This is a genomic window from Kitasatospora sp. NPDC101801 (assembly GCF_044766665.1).
Lineage (GTDB): Bacteria > Actinomycetota > Actinomycetes > Streptomycetales > Streptomycetaceae > Kitasatospora.
In genome coordinates this window covers 44393-61024 of the sequence record NZ_JBIWML010000014.1, presented here as the reverse complement: position 1 = coordinate 61024, position 16632 = coordinate 44393, and the positions used below count along the sequence as shown (strand labels likewise).

Below are 16632 nucleotides of genomic sequence, written 5' to 3'. Positions count from 1 at the left end.
CCCGGAGAGCAGCATGCGCATCGTGATGGCCGAGGACTCCGTCGTCCTGCGGCAGGGCATGGTCCAGCTGCTCGGCGAGCGCGGCTTCGACGTGGTGGCGGCGGTCGGCGATGCCGAGGCACTGCACCGGGCGGTCGCGGAGCACCGTCCCGACCTGGTGGTGGCCGACGTCCGGATGCCGCCGGACCACACCGACGAGGGGCTCCGGGCGGCGATCCAACTCCGGCTGGAGCACCAGGGACTGGGCGTGCTGCTGTTCTCCCAGTACATCGAGACCCGGTACACCGCGCGGCTGCTGGCCACCGGGGCGTCCGGGATCGGCTACCTGCTCAAGGACCGGGTCGCCGACGTGGACGACTTCGTGGACGCGATCCACCGGGTGGCGGCGGGCGGCACCGCGCTCGACCCGGAGGTGGTCTCCCAGCTGATGGCGATCCGTCGGCACAGCAGCGGGGTGGACGCGCTGAGTCCGCGCGAGCGCGAGGTGCTGGTGCTGATGGCCCAGGGGCTGACCAACGCCGCGGTGGCCGCCGAACTGACGGTCACCCAGCGGGCGGTGGAGAAGCACGTGGCGGGGATCTTCGCGAAGCTGGACCTGCCCCGGACCGAGAGCGAGCACCGCCGGGTGCTGGCCGTGCTGCGCTATCTCGGCGCCGCGCCGAGGTGACCCGGCCCGGCCCCGGGGGAGCACGCGGCGTTCAGGTGGGCCGGACCGGCCGTTCGCTGAACGGGGGTTGATCTGGCGTCGGGGAGGCCCTTCACTTGTCATGGCGCCGCCGCTCCGGTGCGCGATGCCGTTCCGCACGCCCCACCGCACCGTGCTCCGATGCTCCGACACCTCCCCCGACGAGTCTGGAGATCCCGCATGCCGCACTTCCGTCCGAGGCGCGCCGTCGTCGCCCTCGCGGCCCTGTCCCTGCTCGCGCTCGGTACCGTCCCGGCGCTGGCCGAACCCGCTCCGCACCCCGTCACGGTCGGTCAGGCCCCGGCCGCCGGGCGGGTGTCGGCGATCGAGGACGAGGTGGCCCGGTCCCTGGCGACCGCCCTCACCGACCCCGCCCTGCGCGAGCGCCTGCGCAGCACCACCGCGCCCGGGAGCGGCCCCGCCGCACTCGCCCCGCTGGCCGCCGCCGTCCCCGGCTCCGCCGCCCGAGGCCTGGCCGAGGCCGTCGCGCGGGCCGACCGGGGCATCGCCACCGCCAAGGGCCTCGGCGCGGGCCTCGGCCCGCTGCTGCGGGTCCAGTTGGCCGACCCCTCGATGCGGGCCGCACTGGACGCCGGTGCCGCACCGCTGGTGGCGACCGCCGCCACCGACGAGCACGCCCGCACCGTACGGGCCTACGACACCGCCGGACGGGCCTACCCGCTGGACACCGGCTCGGTGCCGGCCCGGCCGGTCTACCTGGTCGACCTCGACACGGCCAAGACCCTGACCGCCGGAATCGACGTCCTGCAACGGGAGTTGCGGGCCCGGGGGCTCGGTGCGGCATCCACCGACGGGCCCGCCGCCGCGCAGGCGGCCGGCGGCTGGTGGGGCACCAAGATCACGTCCGTCCGGGTGAACGACGACGAGGAGCCCTGGTTCAAGGGCGCGGCCGAGATGTTCGCCCTGGTGAGCGGCTTCGGCCAGGACGGCAAGGTCCGGGTCGACTCGGTCGCCATGCCGTACCTGCAGTACGACGGCACCACGTACTACCCGAACCAGATCCTGGTGAACTGGTCCAGCTACAAGTACAACCTGGCCGACGTCGTCCTGATGGAGGACGACGGTGACACCAACTACCTGGCCCTCGCCCAGGCGGTGGCCGCCGTCCTGCTCACCATCGCCGACCAGGGTGCCTACATCCCGCTGGTGAACGCGGTGTTGGGCGCGCTGCCCGAGTCCTGGTGGACCGACGACCCGGACTACGTGGAGTCCTGGTACACCCTGGCCCGGACCAGCTCGGGTCAGCTGAACGGGGCGCGCGGCAACGGCTGGATGACCGTCGAGCCGTACTACGTCCAGCAGTTCTGAGACCGGCCCGGCCGCCTGCCTGCCGGGCGGGCGGCCGGACCCACCGGACGGTGGTCAGCCGGCGTGGTGGGCGGTCCAGAAGTCGGCGCGGGCCAGGACGCTGGTGTCGGCCTGGTCGGTGAAGAAGCCGTCGACGCCCTGCTCCATCAGGAGGCGGGCCCAGGCGATCGGGTCGCCGTAGGCGTTCGGGTCGGTGCCGCGCCGGAAGTCGACGGGCAGGAAGGCGTTCTCGTTGCGCAGCGTGTAGGGGTGCAGCAGCAGGCCCTTGGCGTGGGCGTCGGCGACCAGGGTGGTGACCGGGAGCAGCTTGCCGGTGACCGGGTCGACCGGGGCGATCAGGTTGGTGGTCGGGCCGAGGCCGTGGGCGAAGCCCGCGATCCAGCGCAGCCCGTCCGGGGTGACCAGGTCGGCGACGGTGCGCTTGTCGCCCGCGAGCACGAAGTCGTACGGCTGGGTGGCCGCGTCGCCGAGCAGCTGGATCCGGGGGTTGTCGACCAGCTTGGCCAGTAGCTGCAGGCTGCTGGGCTCGAAGGACTGCAGGATCGCCCGGCCGTTGCGGCCGGCCAGCCCGGCCCGGCGCAGCTCGGTGGCCAGGCGCTCCTCCAGCGGCAGGCCGATCGAGCGGAAGTAGCTGGGGTGCTTGGTCTCGACGTAGAGCCAGACCTCGCGGCCGGTGGCGCGGGACCGCTGCTGGGCGAACTCGACCACCTCGCGGAAGGTCGGCACCGCCCAGCGGCCGTCGTAGAGGGTGTTGTGCTGACGCTGCAGCGGCAGCCGCTCCTTGGCGCGCAGGGTGCGCAGCTCGGCGAGCGTGAAGTCCTCGGTGAACCAGCCGGTCACCGCGCGGCCGTCGACGGTCCTGGTGGTCTTCCGGGCGGCGAACTCGGCGTGGTCGGCGACGTCGGTGGTGCCGCCGATCTCGTTCTCGTGCCGGACCACCAGGACACCGTCCTTGGTGGGCACCAGGTCCTGCTCGATCACGTCGGCGCCCAGGTCCAGCGCGTGCTGGTAGGAGCCGAGGGTGTGCTCGGGGCGGTAACCGCTGGCGCCCCGGTGGCCGACCACCAGCGGGTGCGGCAGCCGGTCCAGGCCGGTGCCGGTGCGGACCGGGGAGCGGTTGCCGGCCGGGCGGCGCTCGGCCGACCCCTCGTCGGCCGCCAGGGCCTCGCCGACGCCGACGCCGGCGGTGCTCAGTGCGGCCGCGCCGAGACCGAGCACGCCGCTGGTGCGCAGGAACCAGCGGCGTGAGGCGTCGGCCTGCTCAGGGGTGTGAAGCTCCGTCATGTCGTCTCCCGGGTCGATGTCGGTACCTACCGAACGGTAGGAGCCGGGCGGGCCGCTGTCGCCGCCTTCCGGGCGAACCCTGTGGAAAGCTCGCGTGACGTCGGGGCGCTCCGGGGTGCGGCGACGGCTCCGGGAAAAGGCTCGGAAGAGTCGGGGGAATGTCGGTGAGAGGAAAAGGAAATCGCCCGGAAATCACACCGTAAAAAGCTGTAAAAGAGTGTCAGAAGCCCAGCTGGGAGCCTGTGGTGCGTGCTCGGCGCGTCCGCTACGGTATGCCGAAAACCCCCCTCCCTAGGTGTGTGCAGAATGAGGCTCACTCCCCACGAGCAGGAACGCCTGCTCATCCACGTCGCCGCCGACGTGGCCCGCGCCCGGCAGGCCCGCGGGCTGACGCTCAACCACCCCGAGGCGGTCGCCCTGATCACCTCGCACGTGCTGGAGGGTGCCCGGGACGGCCGGACCGTCGCCGAGCTGATGGAGTCCGGCCGCCACGTGCTGGGTCGCAAGGACGTGATGGAGGGGATCGCCGAGATGATCCCGGACGTCCAGGTGGAGGCCACCTTCCCGGACGGCACCAAGCTGGTCACCGTGCACGGGCCGATCCTGTGACCCCCGGTGAAGTCCTGTACGGCGAGGGCGAGATCGGCCTGAACGCCGGACTGCCGGTGACCGTGCTGACCGTCGTGAACGGTGCCGACCGGCCGGTGCAGGTCGGCTCGCACTACCACTTCGCCGAGGCCAACCCGGGTCTGGAGTTCGACCGCGGGGCGGCGTACGGGCTGCGCCTGAACATCCCGGCCGGGACGGCGGTGCGGTTCGAGCCGGGCATACCGGTCGAGGTCGGGTTGGTGCCGATCGGCGGACGGCGCGAGGTGTACGGGCTGCGCGGGGAGACCGGGGGTGGGCTGGATGACTGACCACGCACTGCGGCTGAGCAGGCAGCGGTACGCCGCGCTGTACGGCCCGACGGTCGGCGACCGGATCAGGCTGGCCGACACCAACCTGCTGATCGAGGTGGAGGAGGACCGCAGCGCCGGCGGGGACGAGGCGGTCTTCGGCGGCGGCAAGGTGATCCGGGAGTCGATGGGCCAGGCCAGGACCAGCCGGGCCGAGGGCGCGCCGGACACCGTGATCACCGGCGTGGTGGTGCTGGACCACTGGGGTGTGGTCAAGGCCGACGTGGGCATCCGGGACGGCCGGATCACCGCGCTCGGCAAGGCGGGCAACCCGGAGACCATGAACGGCGTGCACCCGCAGCTGGTGATCGGCCCGGAGACCGAGGTGATCGCGGGCAACGGGAAGATCCTCACCGCGGGCGCGATCGACGCGCACGTGCACCTGATCTGCCCCCAACTGGCCGACGAGGCGCTCTCCTCGGGCATCACCACGCTGGTCGGCGGCGGCACCGGACCGGCCGAGGGCAGCAAGGCCACCACCATCACCCCGGGGGCCTGGCACCTGGCCCGGATGTTCGAGGCGATGGACGGCGTGCCGGTCAACCTGGGGCTGCTCGGCAAGGGCAACACGGTCAACACCGTCTCCATGCACGACCAGCTGCGGGCCGGGGCGCTCGGCTTCAAGATCCACGAGGACTGGGGCGCCACCCCCGCCGCGATCGACGCCTGCCTGCGGGTGTGCGACGAGTCGGGGGCCCAACTGGCCATCCACACCGACACCTTGAACGAGGCGGGCTTCGTAGCCGACACGCTGGCCGCGATCGCGGGCCGGGGCATCCACGCCTACCACACCGAGGGTGCGGGCGGCGGGCACGCACCGGACATCATCACGGTGGTCTCCGAGCTCAACGTGCTGCCCAGCTCCACCAACCCGACCCGGCCGCACACCGTGAACACGGTGGACGAACACCTCGACATGCTGATGGTCTGCCACCACCTCAGCCCGCACGTGCCCGAGGACCTGGCGTTCGCCGAGTCCCGGATCCGCCCCTCCACCATCGCGGCCGAGGACGTCCTGCACGACCTCGGCGCGATCTCCATCATCAGCTCCGACTCCCAGGCGATGGGCCGGATCGGCGAGGTGGTGATGCGCACCTGGCAGACCGCGCACGTGATGAAAGCCCGCCGGGGCGCGCTGCCCGGCGACGGCCGGGCCGACAACCGGCGGGCCCGGCGGTACGTGGCCAAGTACACCATCAACCCCGCGATCGCCCAGGGCATGGACCACGAGATCGGCTCGGTGGAACCCGGCAAGCTGGCCGACCTGGTGCTCTGGTCGCCGGTCTTCTTCGGGGTCAAGCCGGACCTGGTGGTGAAGGGCGGGCAGATCGCCTGGGCCCAGATGGGCGACGCGAACGCCTCCATCCCGACCCCGCAACCCGTGCTCCCCCGGCCGATGTTCGGCGCCATGGGCCGGGCGCCCGGCGCCAACTCGGTCAACTTCACCGCCCCGGCGGCGATCGAGCACGGCCTGCCCGAACGGCTCGGCCTGACCAAGCCGTTCACCGCGATCGGGAACACCCGCGGTGTCACCAAGGACCACCTGGTCAACAACACCGCCCGGCCCGAGGTCAGGGTCGACCCCGACACCTTCACCGTCACCATCGACGGCGAGACCGTCACCCCCGCCCCGGCCGCCGAACTGCCGCTGGCCCAGCGGTACTTCCTGTTCTGAGCGTTCTGACATGACAGCCGCACTGCTCCTGCTCGCCGACGGCCGGTTCCCGGCCGGCGGCCATGCGCACTCCGGCGGGGCCGAGGCCGCGGTGAAGTCCGGCCGGGTGCACGACCACGTGTCGATGGCGGCCTTCCTGACCGGCCGCCTGCACACCACCGGACTCACCGCCGCCGCCCTCGCGGCGGCGGCCGCCCTCGATCCCGACGCCGGAGCGCTGGACGCCGTGGACCAGGCCGCCGAGGCCCGTACCCCGTCCCCGGCGCAGCGCGCGGCCAGCCGCCGGCTCGGCCGCCAGCTGCTCCGGGCCGCCCGGGCCACCTGGCCGCACCCGCTGCTGGACGGACTGAAGGACCGTCACCCCGGCGGCGCCCACCAGCCGGTGGTGCTGGGCGCCACCGCCCACGCCGCCGGGCTCACCCCGGCCGACGCGGCGGCCGTCGCCGCGTACGAGAGCGTCAACGGTCCGGCCACCGCCTGCGTCCGGCTGCTCGGTCTGGACCCGTACCTGGTCACCGCCCAACTCGCCCGGCTCGCCCCGGCGCTGGATGACGTCACCGCCCGCGCGGTGGCCGCCGCCCGCTCCGGCGAGCTGCCCGCCGCCTCCGCTCCGCTGCTCGACGTCTACGCCGAGCAGCACAGCTCCTGGAAGGTACGACTCTTTGCATCGTGACCACGTCGACCCCTACGACGCCACCGTCCGGCACACCCACACCCACACCGCCACCCACCAGCACCCGCGCGCGCTGCGGATCGGCCTGGGCGGCCCGGTCGGCTCCGGCAAGACCGCCACCGTCGCCGCACTCTGCCGGGTGCTCCGCGAGGAGCTCTCGCTCGCGGTGGTCACCAACGACATCTACACCACCGAGGACGCCGAGTTCCTGCTCCGGAACGCCGTGCTGCCGCCCGAGCGGATCACCGCCGTGGAGACCGGCTGCTGCCCGCACACCGCGATCCGGGACGACATCTCGGCCAACCTGGAGGCGGTGGAGGAGCTGGAGGCCGCCGTCGGACCGCTCGACCTGATCCTGGTCGAGTCCGGTGGCGACAACCTGACCGCCACCTTCAGCCGGGGCCTGGCGGACCACCAGATTTTCGTGATCGACGTCTCCGGCGGCGACAAGATCCCGCGCAAGGGCGGCCCCGGGGTCTCCACCTCCGACCTGCTGGTGATCAACAAGACCGACCTGGCCCCGCTGGTCGGCGCCGACCTGGGGGTGATGGCCCGGGACGCCAAGGCCCAGCGCGGCGAGCTGCCGACCGTCTTCACCGCCCTCTCCCACCCCGAGGGCATCGCCCCCGTGGTCGCCTGGGTCCGCGAGCGGCTGGCGGACTGGCAGGTGCGTTGACCGCCGCGCTGGCGGCCGCCGCCCGGGTCACCGCCGAGCCGGACGGGCGGGGCGGCACCGCCCTGCCCGTGCTGGCCGGCGGCGGCCCGTTCGCGCTCCGCCGCACCCTGGGCGCCGGGCCGGGCGCGCACGTGGTGCTGATCGGCTCGATGGCGGCCCCGCTGGGCGGCGACCGGCTCGCCGTGCACGTCGACGTCCGCCCCGGCGCCGAGCTGCGGCTGACCAGCGCGGCGGCCACCATCAGCCTGCCCGGGCCCGAATCCGCCCACCTGGAACAGCGGTTGACGGTCGGTGCGGGCGCCCTGCTGGACTGGTCGCCGGAGCCGGTGATCGCCGCCGCCGGGAGCCACCTGGTGCTCACCACCCGGATCGAGCTGGCCGTCGGGGCCCGGCTGCGCTACCGCGAGGAGCAGGTGCTCGGCCGACTGCACGACTGGACCCGGGGCACCGGCCCGGGGCGGCTGACCTCTCGGCTGACCGTCCGTCAGGCAGGCCGGGTGATCCTCGACCAGCAGACCGACCTCGGCCCCGGCGCCCCCGGCTGGGACGGCCCCGCCTGCCTCGGCGGCCACCGCACGGTCGGCCAGCTGCTCACCGTCGGGCTGCCCGCCCCGGCGGCGCCCACCGAGGGCGACGCCGCGCTGCTGGCGCTGCCGGGGGAGGGTGCGGCGCTGCTGACCGCGCTGGCGCCGGACGCCTTGGTGCTGCGCCGGCTGATGGCGGGTCAAGCCCCGTGACGTGAAAAGTGATCGGGCGATCCCCGTCGCCGACGAGGCGCGGTGCAGCTATCCAATGGCATCGCCGGCACGGCAGGGCGGCGGGGGGAGCCGCGACGTGCGACCCGGTAACAAGTTGCAGGAGGTGCCCGTCCCTTGACCCGTTCCGGCACGTACGGGCCTTGCACCAGGGCGGTAACGGTCGGGCCCGGGGTCTGGACCTCCGGGGGGGCTCTGGCAGACTGTGGCCGAATGGCGGCTCGTTGGGGCCGAGCATGACAAGGGAGTCGGGGCATGTGGGGTCGGGGGACCGTTCTCGGTGGTCGTTACACGCTGACCGAGCGGATCGGTGGCGGCGGGATGGGCGACGTCTGGCGCGCCGAGGACGAGGTGTTGGGGCGTCAGGTCGCGGTCAAGGTGCTGCACGCGGCGCTGCTGGAGGACGAGCAGTTCGCCGAGCGGTTCCGGCGCGAGGCCCGGATGCTCGCCGCGCTCAGCCACCCGGGCATCGTCGACGTGCACGACTACGGCGAGAGTGTGGACGGCCCCGGCGGCCAGGTCGCGTACATCGTGATGGAGTTGATCGACGGCCGCCCGCTGCACGAGGTGCTGGCGGCGGACGGTCCGCTGTCGGCCGAGCGCACGCTCGGGCTGCTGGCGGGAGCGCTGGACGCGCTGCACGCCGCGCACCAGCAGGACATCGTGCACCGGGACATCAAGCCGTCCAACCTGATGGTGCGCGCCGACGACCGGGTGGTGGTGACCGACTTCGGCATCGCCACGGCCGCCACCAGTACGAAGATCACCGCCTCGCACGCGGTGCTCGGGACGGCGCTGTACATGGCTCCGGAGCAGGCGGAGGGGGCGGTCACCACCCCGCTCTCCGACCTGTACTCGATCGGCGTGGTCTGCTACGAACTGCTCACCGGCCAGGTGCCGTTCGGCGGTGAGTCGGTGCTGGAGATCGTGCTCAAGCATGTCCGGGAGCCCGCGCCGGGGCTGCCGCCGTCGTTCTCCCCGGCGGTCCGTCAGTTCGTCGCCACCGCGCTCGCCAAGCAGCCGGAGCACCGCTACCCCGACGCCGCCACCATGGCGGCCGCCGCCCGGGCCGCGCTCACCGGGACCGGCGGCCCGGTCACGGTCCCGGCCACCGCCGTCGGCACGCCGCCGGCGCTGCTGGCCACCCCGGTCACGGTGGTGGCCGCGGTCGGCGACCAGGCCCGCACCCGGCCGGAGCCCAAGCGGAGGCGCTTCCGGGTGCTGGTTCCGCTGATCGTCCCGGTCGTGATCACGGCCGGGGCGGGCGGCGCCCTGCTGATCGACCGGAGCCCGCTCGGCAGCCAGGCCAAGGGCAACACCCCGAGCCAGTCGGCGCCGGTCGTCGGTGGCTCGAACTCCGCTACCGCACCGGCCGGTTCCTCCCCTCCGGCCTCGGCGGTGGCCGAGACGCCCGCCGCCCCAGCCAGCGCACCACCCGCCGACCCGAACGCCGGGCAGGCACCCGCGAACCAGCCGGCCGGGACGGTCCCCAACACCGGCGGCGGCAACGCGGGCGGCAACGCGGGCGGCACGGGCACCGGCAGCGGCACCGGCAGCGGTGCCGGCAACAACAACGGCGGTGCAGGCAGCAACAACAACGGCGGCGGTACGCCCGGCGGCGGGGGCGGCGGCAGCAACCCGGCGCCCACCAAGCCCAGCCCGGCCCCCACCACACCTCCGCCCGCACCCAGCGTCCCGGCGGAGTGCGGTGGGAAGGGCTGGAGCTACGTCACCGGCGTGGGCAGCGGCATGAAGCTCGGCCTGGCCGGCGACCCGGTGGCGGGCACGACGGCGGTGATGGGCGGTCGGACCGAGTTCGGCTGGATGCGATCGGACCAAGGACCGGGCGGCTGGTACTACCTCTACCCGTGCAACCTCGCCAAGCCGATGCTGGTGCAGGGCATGGGCGACGGTGCGGTCGAGGTGAACCCGGACTTCAGCGCCCTGACCAGCTGGGGCCTGATCAACACCGGTTCGGGCAGCATCTACCTGAAGGACTACAGCAGCTCGCTCTGCATGACCGACAACGGCGCCGGCAAGGCCGTCACCATGCAGACCTGCACCCCGGGTAACAAGTCGCAGCAGTGGCGGGTCAACTGGTAGCCCCGCAGGCTGTCGGGGCGGGTGAACATCCGGCGATTCCGCTGCACCCGCCCCGGTCGGTACGGCATAACGGTGAGGACCACCGCAGCAGGCCCACGTGGCCTCGGCCGAAGGACCCCACCGTGCCCCTGAAGAACTACGGCGTGCTCGCCGCCACCGCCGTGGACCGGCGCCGGGAGGGCGCCTCCGACAGCCCGCACTTCCAGATCCACCTGCGCGACGCGCACGGCACCGACTACCGGGCCGCCGTCAACGTCCTGTCCCAGCAGGCTCCTCCGGAGCTGCTGTACGTGGTGGTGGACGACTTCCGGCACCCGCTGACCGGACTGCTCCCGGCGCCCGGCAGCGGGTGGACCGCACTGCCCGCGGAGCCCGGCACGGCCGCGCTCGACTTCATCCGGGGCAACCTGTTCGACCCGGCCCGGCTGCGCACCCTGCCGCCGGACCTGCCGGGGGTCGACAACGACCTGGCCGACCTGCTGGACCACTTCGTCCAGCGGGCGATCGCCGACCCGGGGGCGGCGGTCTACCTGTTCGGCGAGCGCTGGGGACCCGAGGCGAACGTGCCCGACAAGGCGTTCGGCTTCAAGCCGGGCAACGGCGTGCACGACATCCACCTGAACCAGGGCAACAGCGGACGGTTCCGCAGCGACGACGGGGTCTACCAGGACGGCGGGCTGCTGATCCACCTGCCCGCCGAGGACCGCTGGGTGGCGGTGTTCCTGGCCTTCCAGTCGCAGAGCTGGCACACCGACGACAGCACCGGGCACACCCTGCCGAGCACGCCGGGCCGGCCGACCGACCCGGCCGATCCCGGCGGCACGGCGGTCCGGATCGTCGCGGCCCTGGTCAACCCGGCCGGTCCGGCGCCCGAGCGGGAGACCGTCACGCTGCTCAACGCCTCCGCCGCACCGGTCGACCTGACGGGCTGGCAGCTCGCCGACCAGGCCAAGCACCGGCTGCCGATCCCGGCCGCCCGGCTGGCCCCCGGCGCGGTGCTCACCGTGAACGGCGGCCGGGGCTTCGAGCTCGGCAACCACGGCGGGTCGATCACCCTGCTCGACCCGGCCGGGCTGAAGGTGCACGGTGTCTCCTACACCGCCCGGCAGGCCGCCGCCGAGGGCCGGACGATCACCTTCTGACCCGCCGTCTCACCCGGTCGGCGGTACGGCGCACCGACCGGGTGAGGCGTTGAGCCTAGGCTGACGAGATGACCGACCGTCAGCAGCCCAGGCAGAGGCGTCTGCGCCACCGACCGCTGTCGCCGCTGCGCGAGCACCTGCGGGACTCGTTCTGGTTCGCCCCGCTGCTGACCTGTCTGGCGGCGGTGCTGACGGCCGGCGCCACCAGCTGGCTGGACGCCGAGCTGGTGCACGAGGAGATCGCCGAGACCGGCAGCGCGGCCGACCTGCTGGCCTTCACCAGCGGAGCGAAGGCCGTGGTCTCCACGGTCAGTTCGGCGATGCTCACCTTCATCGGTGTGGTCTTCTCGATCTCGCTGGTGGCCCTGCAGATGGCGGCCAGTCAGATGAGCCCCCGGGTGCTGCGGCTCTACGTGCGGAGCCGGATCACCAAGGCGACCTTCTCGGTCTGCCTGGCCACCTTCCTGTTCACCCTGCTGGTGCAGCTCGGCTACGACGACACCACCGATCCGACCAAGGTCACCTCCGTGCCGGTGGTCTCCACCGTGGTGGCGGTGCTGCTGGTGCTGCTCAGCCTGACGCTGTTCGTGCTGTACGTGCAGTCCACCCAGCGGCTGCTGCGGGTGCCGCACGTGATCGACCGGGTGACCCGGGAGTCGGTGGGGGTGCTCACCACGTACCGCTGGATGGCCCCCGAGACCGGGCCCCGGATGGAGCCGCCCGCCGACAGTGTGACGCTGCTGCACGCGGGCAACTCGGGCGTGCTGCGCGACGTCAACCTGGCCCGGCTGGTGCGGGCCGCCCGGCGGCACGACGCGGTCTTCCACCTGGTGCCCAGGATCGGTGACTTCATCGCCCCGGGCACCCCGACCGTGATGGTGGTCGGCGGCACCCCGCCCCGACCGCACCGGATCACCTCGGCGCTGAACATCGGGGTGGACCGCACCATGCACCAGGACCTGAGCTTCGGATTCCGGCAGTTGGTGGACATCGCGATCCGGGCGCTCTCCCCGGCGGTGAACGACCCCACCACGGCGGTGCAGGCGATCGACCGGATCCACCAGCTGCTGGCGATGCTGGCCGGCTACCCGTTCGGCGAGCTCCGCTACCGGGACCGGGACGGCACCGTCCGGCTGGTGCAGCCGATCCCGGACTGGCAGTGCACCATCGACCTGGCCTTCACCGAGATCCGGATCTGCGGCGGCGGCCAGCCCCAGGTCACCCGGCGGCTGGCCGCCGCCCTGGACGACCTGCTGCGGATCACGCCGGAGGACCGCCGCCCGCCCCTGCTGGCCCAACGGGCCCTGCTGGAGCGGGCGGTGGCCGAACACGTACCCGACCCGGCGAACCGCAGCTTCGCGCTGGCGCCGGACCGCCAGGGCATCGGCTGACGCCCGGTCAGTGCGCGCCGTCCTCGTGCGGGCGGGCCCGGTGCGGGAGGAGGAAGGCGAGGGCGGCGGCGATCAGCAGGCCGACGGCGGTCAGGCCGAGAGTCCAGCCGGCCGCCGGGCGGAAACCGTCGGAGCCGGCCCAGGAGAAGAAGGCGGTGCCGAGCACGGCGACGCCGACCGAGCCGCCGAGCTGCTGGACGGCGTTCATGACGCCGGAGGCGGAGCCGACCTCGTGCTCCTCGACGCCGGCCAGGGCGATGTCGAAGAACGGGGCCATGATCAGGCCGAGGCCGAAGCCGGTGACCACCAGGGCGGGGATCAGCTGGAGGCTGGTCAGCCCGGGACCGCCGCGCTCGAAGGTGGCCCACAGGCCGAGCGAACCGAGCACGGCGACCGAGAGGCCGAGGTGCAGCACCCGGCGTCCGTACCGGGGGCCGAGCACCGCACCGGACAGGATCGCGCCGGCCACCAGGCCGAGCGAGAGCGGGATCATCGTCAGGCCGGCGTGCAACGGGGTCCAGCCGAGGCCGAGTTGGAGGTAGAGGGTGAAGACCAGCATCAGTCCGGCGAACGCCCCGAAGAACACCACGCCGGTGGCCAGCGCCCCGGTGAAGGCGCGGCGGGAGAACAGCGAGGGCTCGATCAGCGGGGAGCCGCCGCGCCGCTTCAGCTGCCGCTGGTAGCGGGCGAACAGCAGCAGGACGGGCAGCGCGGCGGCCATGCTCAGGTACGTCCAGAGCGGCCAGCCCAGCTCGCGGCCCTGGACCAGCGGGAAGACCAGCAGCAGGGCGGCCAGGCCGACCAGCAGCACGCCGGGCAGGTCGAGCCGGACGGCGCCGTCCGCCTTGGTCAGCTGGTTCGCGGGCAGCAGGCGGGTGGCGGCCAGGACGGCGAGCAGCCCGAGCGGGAGGTTGACCAGGAAGACCGTCCGCCAGCCGGCGCCGAGCCAGTCGGCGTCCACCAGGAAGCCGCCCAGGGTCGGGCCGAGCACCGAGGAGAGGCCGAGCACCGGGCCGAACAGGCCGAAGGCGGCGCCGATCTCCTGCGGCGGGAACATCAGCCGGATCAGGCCCAGACCCTGCGGGATGAGCAGCGCGGCGAAGCCGCCCTGGACGGCGCGGGCCCCGATCAGCAGGCCGGGGTCGGTCGCGGCGGCGCAGGCCGCCGAGGCCAGCGTGAATCCGGCGGCGCCGAGCAGGAAGAGCCGCTTGCGGCCGAAGATGTCGCCGAGCCGGGCGCCGGTGACCATCAGCATCGCGAAGGCCAGCGTGTAGGCGGCGGCGATCCACTGGATCTGGGACTCGCTGCCGCCCAGGTCGCGCAGGATCGCGGGGGAGGCGACGCCGGTGATGGTGGCGTCCAGCAGGTCCATCACCTCGACCAGCAGGACCACGCCGAGGGCGGCCCAGCGGTAGCGGTGGACCGGTCGTTCGGGGGGTGCTTCGAGCACGGTGGTCATGACGACTCCTTGTGGAACGTCGTTCGTGGGGACGAACAGTGTTTGTTGTGACGAACATTGTTCTACGACCGGAACGGCGTTCGTGTCAAGGTAGGATTCGGGGGTCGCCTACTCCGGAGGTTCCGCATGACCAGCTGGCCCGACACCTGGCCCGGCCGGGAGCAGCCCGCCCCCAGGCGGCAGCCGCTGAGTCGCGAGCGGATCGTGGCGACCGCGCTGACGATCATCGAGACCGAGGGCCTGGACGCGCTCTCGATGCGCCGGGTCGCGCAGGAGCTCGGGACGGGTGCGGCCAGCCTGTACGCGCACATCGGCAACAAGGACGAGCTGCTGGAGCAGGTACTGGACCTGGTCTACTCGGAGATCACCGTCGAGACCCCGGACCCGGCGCGCTGGCAGGAGCAGGTGAAGGACCACATGCGGCGCGCCCGCAAGGCGCTGACCGGCCACGGCGACCTGGCCCGGGCGGCGATGGCCGCCAACGTGCCGGTCACCCCGCACGCGCTGGACAGTGCGGAGGCGATGCTCGCCCTGCTCAAGGCGGGGGGCCTGGACGACCGGACCGCCTCGTACGGCGTGGACGTGCTCTCGCTGCTGGTCACCGCCACCGCCTTCGAGGAGAGCAGCCGGTGGCAGGTGGCGGCCGAGGACGCCTCCGCGTACGGGGAGCGGATCAGGACCTTCTTCGAGTCCGTCCCGGCCGACCGCTATCCGCTGGTGGTCGCGCTGGCGGGGGAGCTGACCCGGGACGTCGGGGACGAGCGGTTCGAGTTCGGGCTGGACATCGTGGTGGCCGGGCTGGCCCGGCGGGTCCGATCGTTCTGACGGGGCGTCGGGGACAGCAGTGAGCCCCCGCCGGGGGCGGGGGCTCACAGGTCGAACGGGGGCTCAGCCGGCGTCGGCGGCCCGGGCGCCGCGCTTGTCCAGCGAGGCCAGGTAGGCGTTGTAGGCGACCAGTTCGGCGTCGCCGTCGCGGTCGGCCGCCCGGTCCCGGCGGCGGCCCTGGCGCTCCTCCGACTTGGCCCACTGGAGGGTGAGTGCGATCAGCACGATCGCGGTCGGGATCTCGCCGAAGGCCCAGGTGATGCCGCCGGCGAGCTTCTGATCGGTGATCAGGTCGGTGCCGGGCGGTGCCATCGCGGTCTTGAAGGTGGTAACCAGCGGACCGGTCGCCATCATCACCGCCACGCCGAAGAAGGCGTGGAACGGCATCCCCATGAACAGCTCGATGATCCGCATCACGAAGCCCGGCCGGTGCGGGCCCGGGTCGACGCCCATGATCGGCCAGAAGAACAGCAGGCCGACCGCGAGGAAGTGCACCATCATCCCGATGTGCCCGACCCGGTACCCCATCAGGAAGTCGAACAGCGGGGTGAAGTAGAGCGCGTACAGGCTCGCGATGAACAGTGGGATGGTGAAGGCCGGGTGCGAGACCACCCGGACGTACCGGCTGTGCAGCAGGGCCACCAGCAGCTCGCGCGGGCCCTTGCCGCTGCCCTTGCGGACCGGGCGCAGCGCGCGCAGCGCCAGGGTGACGGGTGCGCCGAGCAGCAGCAGGATGGGGGAGAGCATGGAGAGCACCATGTGCTGGATCATGTGCGCGCTGAACAGCACCATGCCGTAGTCGTTGAGCCCGGTGCAGGTCACCAGCAGGACGGTGCCGAGGCCCGCCAGCCAGGCGATGCCGCGGCCGACCGGCCAGCGGTCGCCGCGCCGGACCAGCCGGACCACGCCGGCGCCGTAGAGCCCGAGGGCGACCAGGCAGCCGAGCAGGAACGGCCAGTCGGGCGACCAGGTCAGCGCGGAGTCGGCGGTGAACGGGCCGAGAGGGGCCATCCCGCCGTGGTGGTGCATCCCGGTCATGCCGTCGCCCATCGGCGGGTCCTGCTTTCCCTCGTCAGTTCCGGCCGGGCCGGGCCGCTGCTGGTCCGGTTCGTCCGTTTTGCTTCGGGGGTCAGCCTAGGCGGCGCTTATCCGGCGGCCGCACCCGCCCCCGGCGTGTTCGCGGCGGCGTCCAGCGAGCCGGTGACCCGGACCAGCAGGGCGTGCAGGGTGGCGGCCTCGGCGGCGGAGAGGTCGCTGGCCTCGATGATGCCGCGCGGGACGCAGAGCGCCCGGTCGCGCAGGGCCGACCCGGCTCCGGTGGGGCCGACGGTGACGGACCGTTCGTCCTCGGTGCTGCGGGTGCGCCGCACGTAGCCGGTCGCCTCCAGGCGCTTGAGCAGCGGGGAGAGGGTGCCGGAGTCGAGCCGCAGGCGTTCGCCGATCTGCTTCACGGGCAGGTCGCCCTGCTCCCAGAGCACCAGCATCACCAGGTACTGCGGGTAGGTCAGCCCGAGGTCCTTGAGCAGGGTGCGGTACACGCCGTTGAAGGCGCGGGAGGCGGCCTGGACGGTGAAGCAGATCTGGCGGTCCAGGCGCAGCAGCTCGGTCTCGGGCAGCTCGGTCGACTCGGTCATGGTTCCAGAATAGCTGTGGGCTGCTCAGTTGTGCACAACTGAATT

General features: G+C 73.1%; 16 protein-coding genes. 12 read left to right on the top strand and 4 right to left on the bottom strand.

Annotated elements, in window-relative coordinates:
• The first annotated feature begins 13 nt into the window (after positions 1–13).
• Both ACIRPK_RS18230 and ACIRPK_RS18225 read left to right on the top strand, forming a co-directional pair.
• Entirely contained in the window at positions 14–667 is a 654-nt protein-coding gene (locus tag ACIRPK_RS18230) for a response regulator (RefSeq protein WP_403039763.1), read from the top strand.
• Between the two features lie 198 nt (positions 668–865).
• The gene (locus ACIRPK_RS18225) at positions 866–2014 is read left to right on the top strand and encodes a DUF3103 family protein (protein WP_403039761.1); all 1149 of its coding nucleotides are present in this window, start codon (positions 866–868) and stop codon (positions 2012–2014) included.
• 54 nt (positions 2015–2068) lie between these two features.
• Here ACIRPK_RS18225 and ACIRPK_RS18220 read toward each other — a convergent pair whose 3' ends face one another.
• Positions 2069–3298, bottom strand: coding sequence for a glycerophosphodiester phosphodiesterase (locus ACIRPK_RS18220; protein ID WP_403039759.1), 1230 nt, complete (start codon positions 3296–3298; stop codon positions 2069–2071).
• 306 nt (positions 3299–3604) lie between these two features.
• Between ACIRPK_RS18220 and ACIRPK_RS18215 the strand changes: the two genes are divergently transcribed.
• The 9 genes from ACIRPK_RS18215 to ACIRPK_RS18175 all read left to right on the top strand — a co-directional run bounded on the left by ACIRPK_RS18215 (position 3605) and on the right by ACIRPK_RS18175 (position 12669).
• A complete protein-coding gene (locus ACIRPK_RS18215; protein ID WP_403039757.1) occupies positions 3605–3907 on the top strand; it encodes an urease subunit gamma in 303 nt (100 codons plus the stop codon).
• The gene (locus ACIRPK_RS18210) at positions 3904–4215 is read left to right on the top strand and encodes an urease subunit beta (protein ID WP_403039755.1); all 312 of its coding nucleotides are present in this window, start codon (positions 3904–3906) and stop codon (positions 4213–4215) included. Before ACIRPK_RS18215 ends, ACIRPK_RS18210 begins: the two co-directional genes overlap by 4 nt.
• Positions 4208–5929, top strand: coding sequence for an urease subunit alpha (locus ACIRPK_RS18205; RefSeq protein ID WP_403039753.1), 1722 nt, complete (start codon positions 4208–4210; stop codon positions 5927–5929). Before ACIRPK_RS18210 ends, ACIRPK_RS18205 begins: the two co-directional genes overlap by 8 nt.
• Positions 5930–5939: 10 nt before the next feature.
• A complete protein-coding gene (locus tag ACIRPK_RS18200) occupies positions 5940–6602 on the top strand; it encodes an urease accessory protein UreF (RefSeq protein ID WP_403039751.1) in 663 nt (220 codons plus the stop codon).
• Positions 6592–7278 (top strand): urease accessory protein UreG, encoded by a 687-nt coding sequence (gene ureG / locus ACIRPK_RS18195; protein WP_403039749.1) that lies wholly within the window; start codon positions 6592–6594, stop codon positions 7276–7278. Before ACIRPK_RS18200 ends, ureG begins: the two co-directional genes overlap by 11 nt.
• The gene (locus ACIRPK_RS18190; RefSeq protein ID WP_403039747.1) at positions 7275–8015 is read left to right on the top strand and encodes an urease accessory protein UreD; all 741 of its coding nucleotides are present in this window, start codon (positions 7275–7277) and stop codon (positions 8013–8015) included. The genes ureG and ACIRPK_RS18190 overlap by 4 nt, the downstream gene beginning before the upstream one ends.
• A gap of 273 nt (positions 8016–8288) precedes the next feature.
• Positions 8289–10136 (top strand): protein kinase, encoded by a 1848-nt coding sequence (locus tag ACIRPK_RS18185; RefSeq protein WP_403039744.1) that lies wholly within the window; start codon positions 8289–8291, stop codon positions 10134–10136.
• A 122-nt stretch (positions 10137–10258) separates the two neighbouring features.
• Positions 10259–11278 (top strand): DUF2278 family protein, encoded by a 1020-nt coding sequence (locus ACIRPK_RS18180; RefSeq protein WP_403039741.1) that lies wholly within the window; start codon positions 10259–10261, stop codon positions 11276–11278.
• 68 nt (positions 11279–11346) lie between these two features.
• A complete protein-coding gene (locus tag ACIRPK_RS18175) occupies positions 11347–12669 on the top strand; it encodes a DUF2254 domain-containing protein (RefSeq protein WP_403039738.1) in 1323 nt (440 codons plus the stop codon).
• A gap of 7 nt (positions 12670–12676) precedes the next feature.
• On the opposite strand, the gene ACIRPK_RS18170 is transcribed toward ACIRPK_RS18175, so the two are convergent.
• On the bottom strand, positions 12677–14128 hold the full coding sequence (locus ACIRPK_RS18170) for an MFS transporter (RefSeq protein ID WP_403039735.1): 1452 nt from the start codon (positions 14126–14128) through the stop codon (positions 12677–12679).
• Positions 14129–14254: 126 nt separating this feature from the next.
• Between ACIRPK_RS18170 and ACIRPK_RS18165 the strand changes: the two genes are divergently transcribed.
• Positions 14255–14953, top strand: coding sequence for a TetR/AcrR family transcriptional regulator (locus tag ACIRPK_RS18165; RefSeq protein WP_403039732.1), 699 nt, complete (start codon positions 14255–14257; stop codon positions 14951–14953).
• 63 nt (positions 14954–15016) lie between these two features.
• Here ACIRPK_RS18165 and ACIRPK_RS18160 read toward each other — a convergent pair whose 3' ends face one another.
• Entirely contained in the window at positions 15017–16003 is a 987-nt protein-coding gene (locus ACIRPK_RS18160) for a cytochrome c oxidase assembly protein (RefSeq protein ID WP_403039729.1), read from the bottom strand.
• A 95-nt stretch (positions 16004–16098) separates the two neighbouring features.
• Complete coding sequence (locus ACIRPK_RS18155) at positions 16099–16587, bottom strand: MarR family winged helix-turn-helix transcriptional regulator (RefSeq protein WP_403039726.1); 489 nt, start codon at positions 16585–16587, stop codon at positions 16099–16101.
• Between the last annotated feature and the right edge of the window lie 45 nt (positions 16588–16632).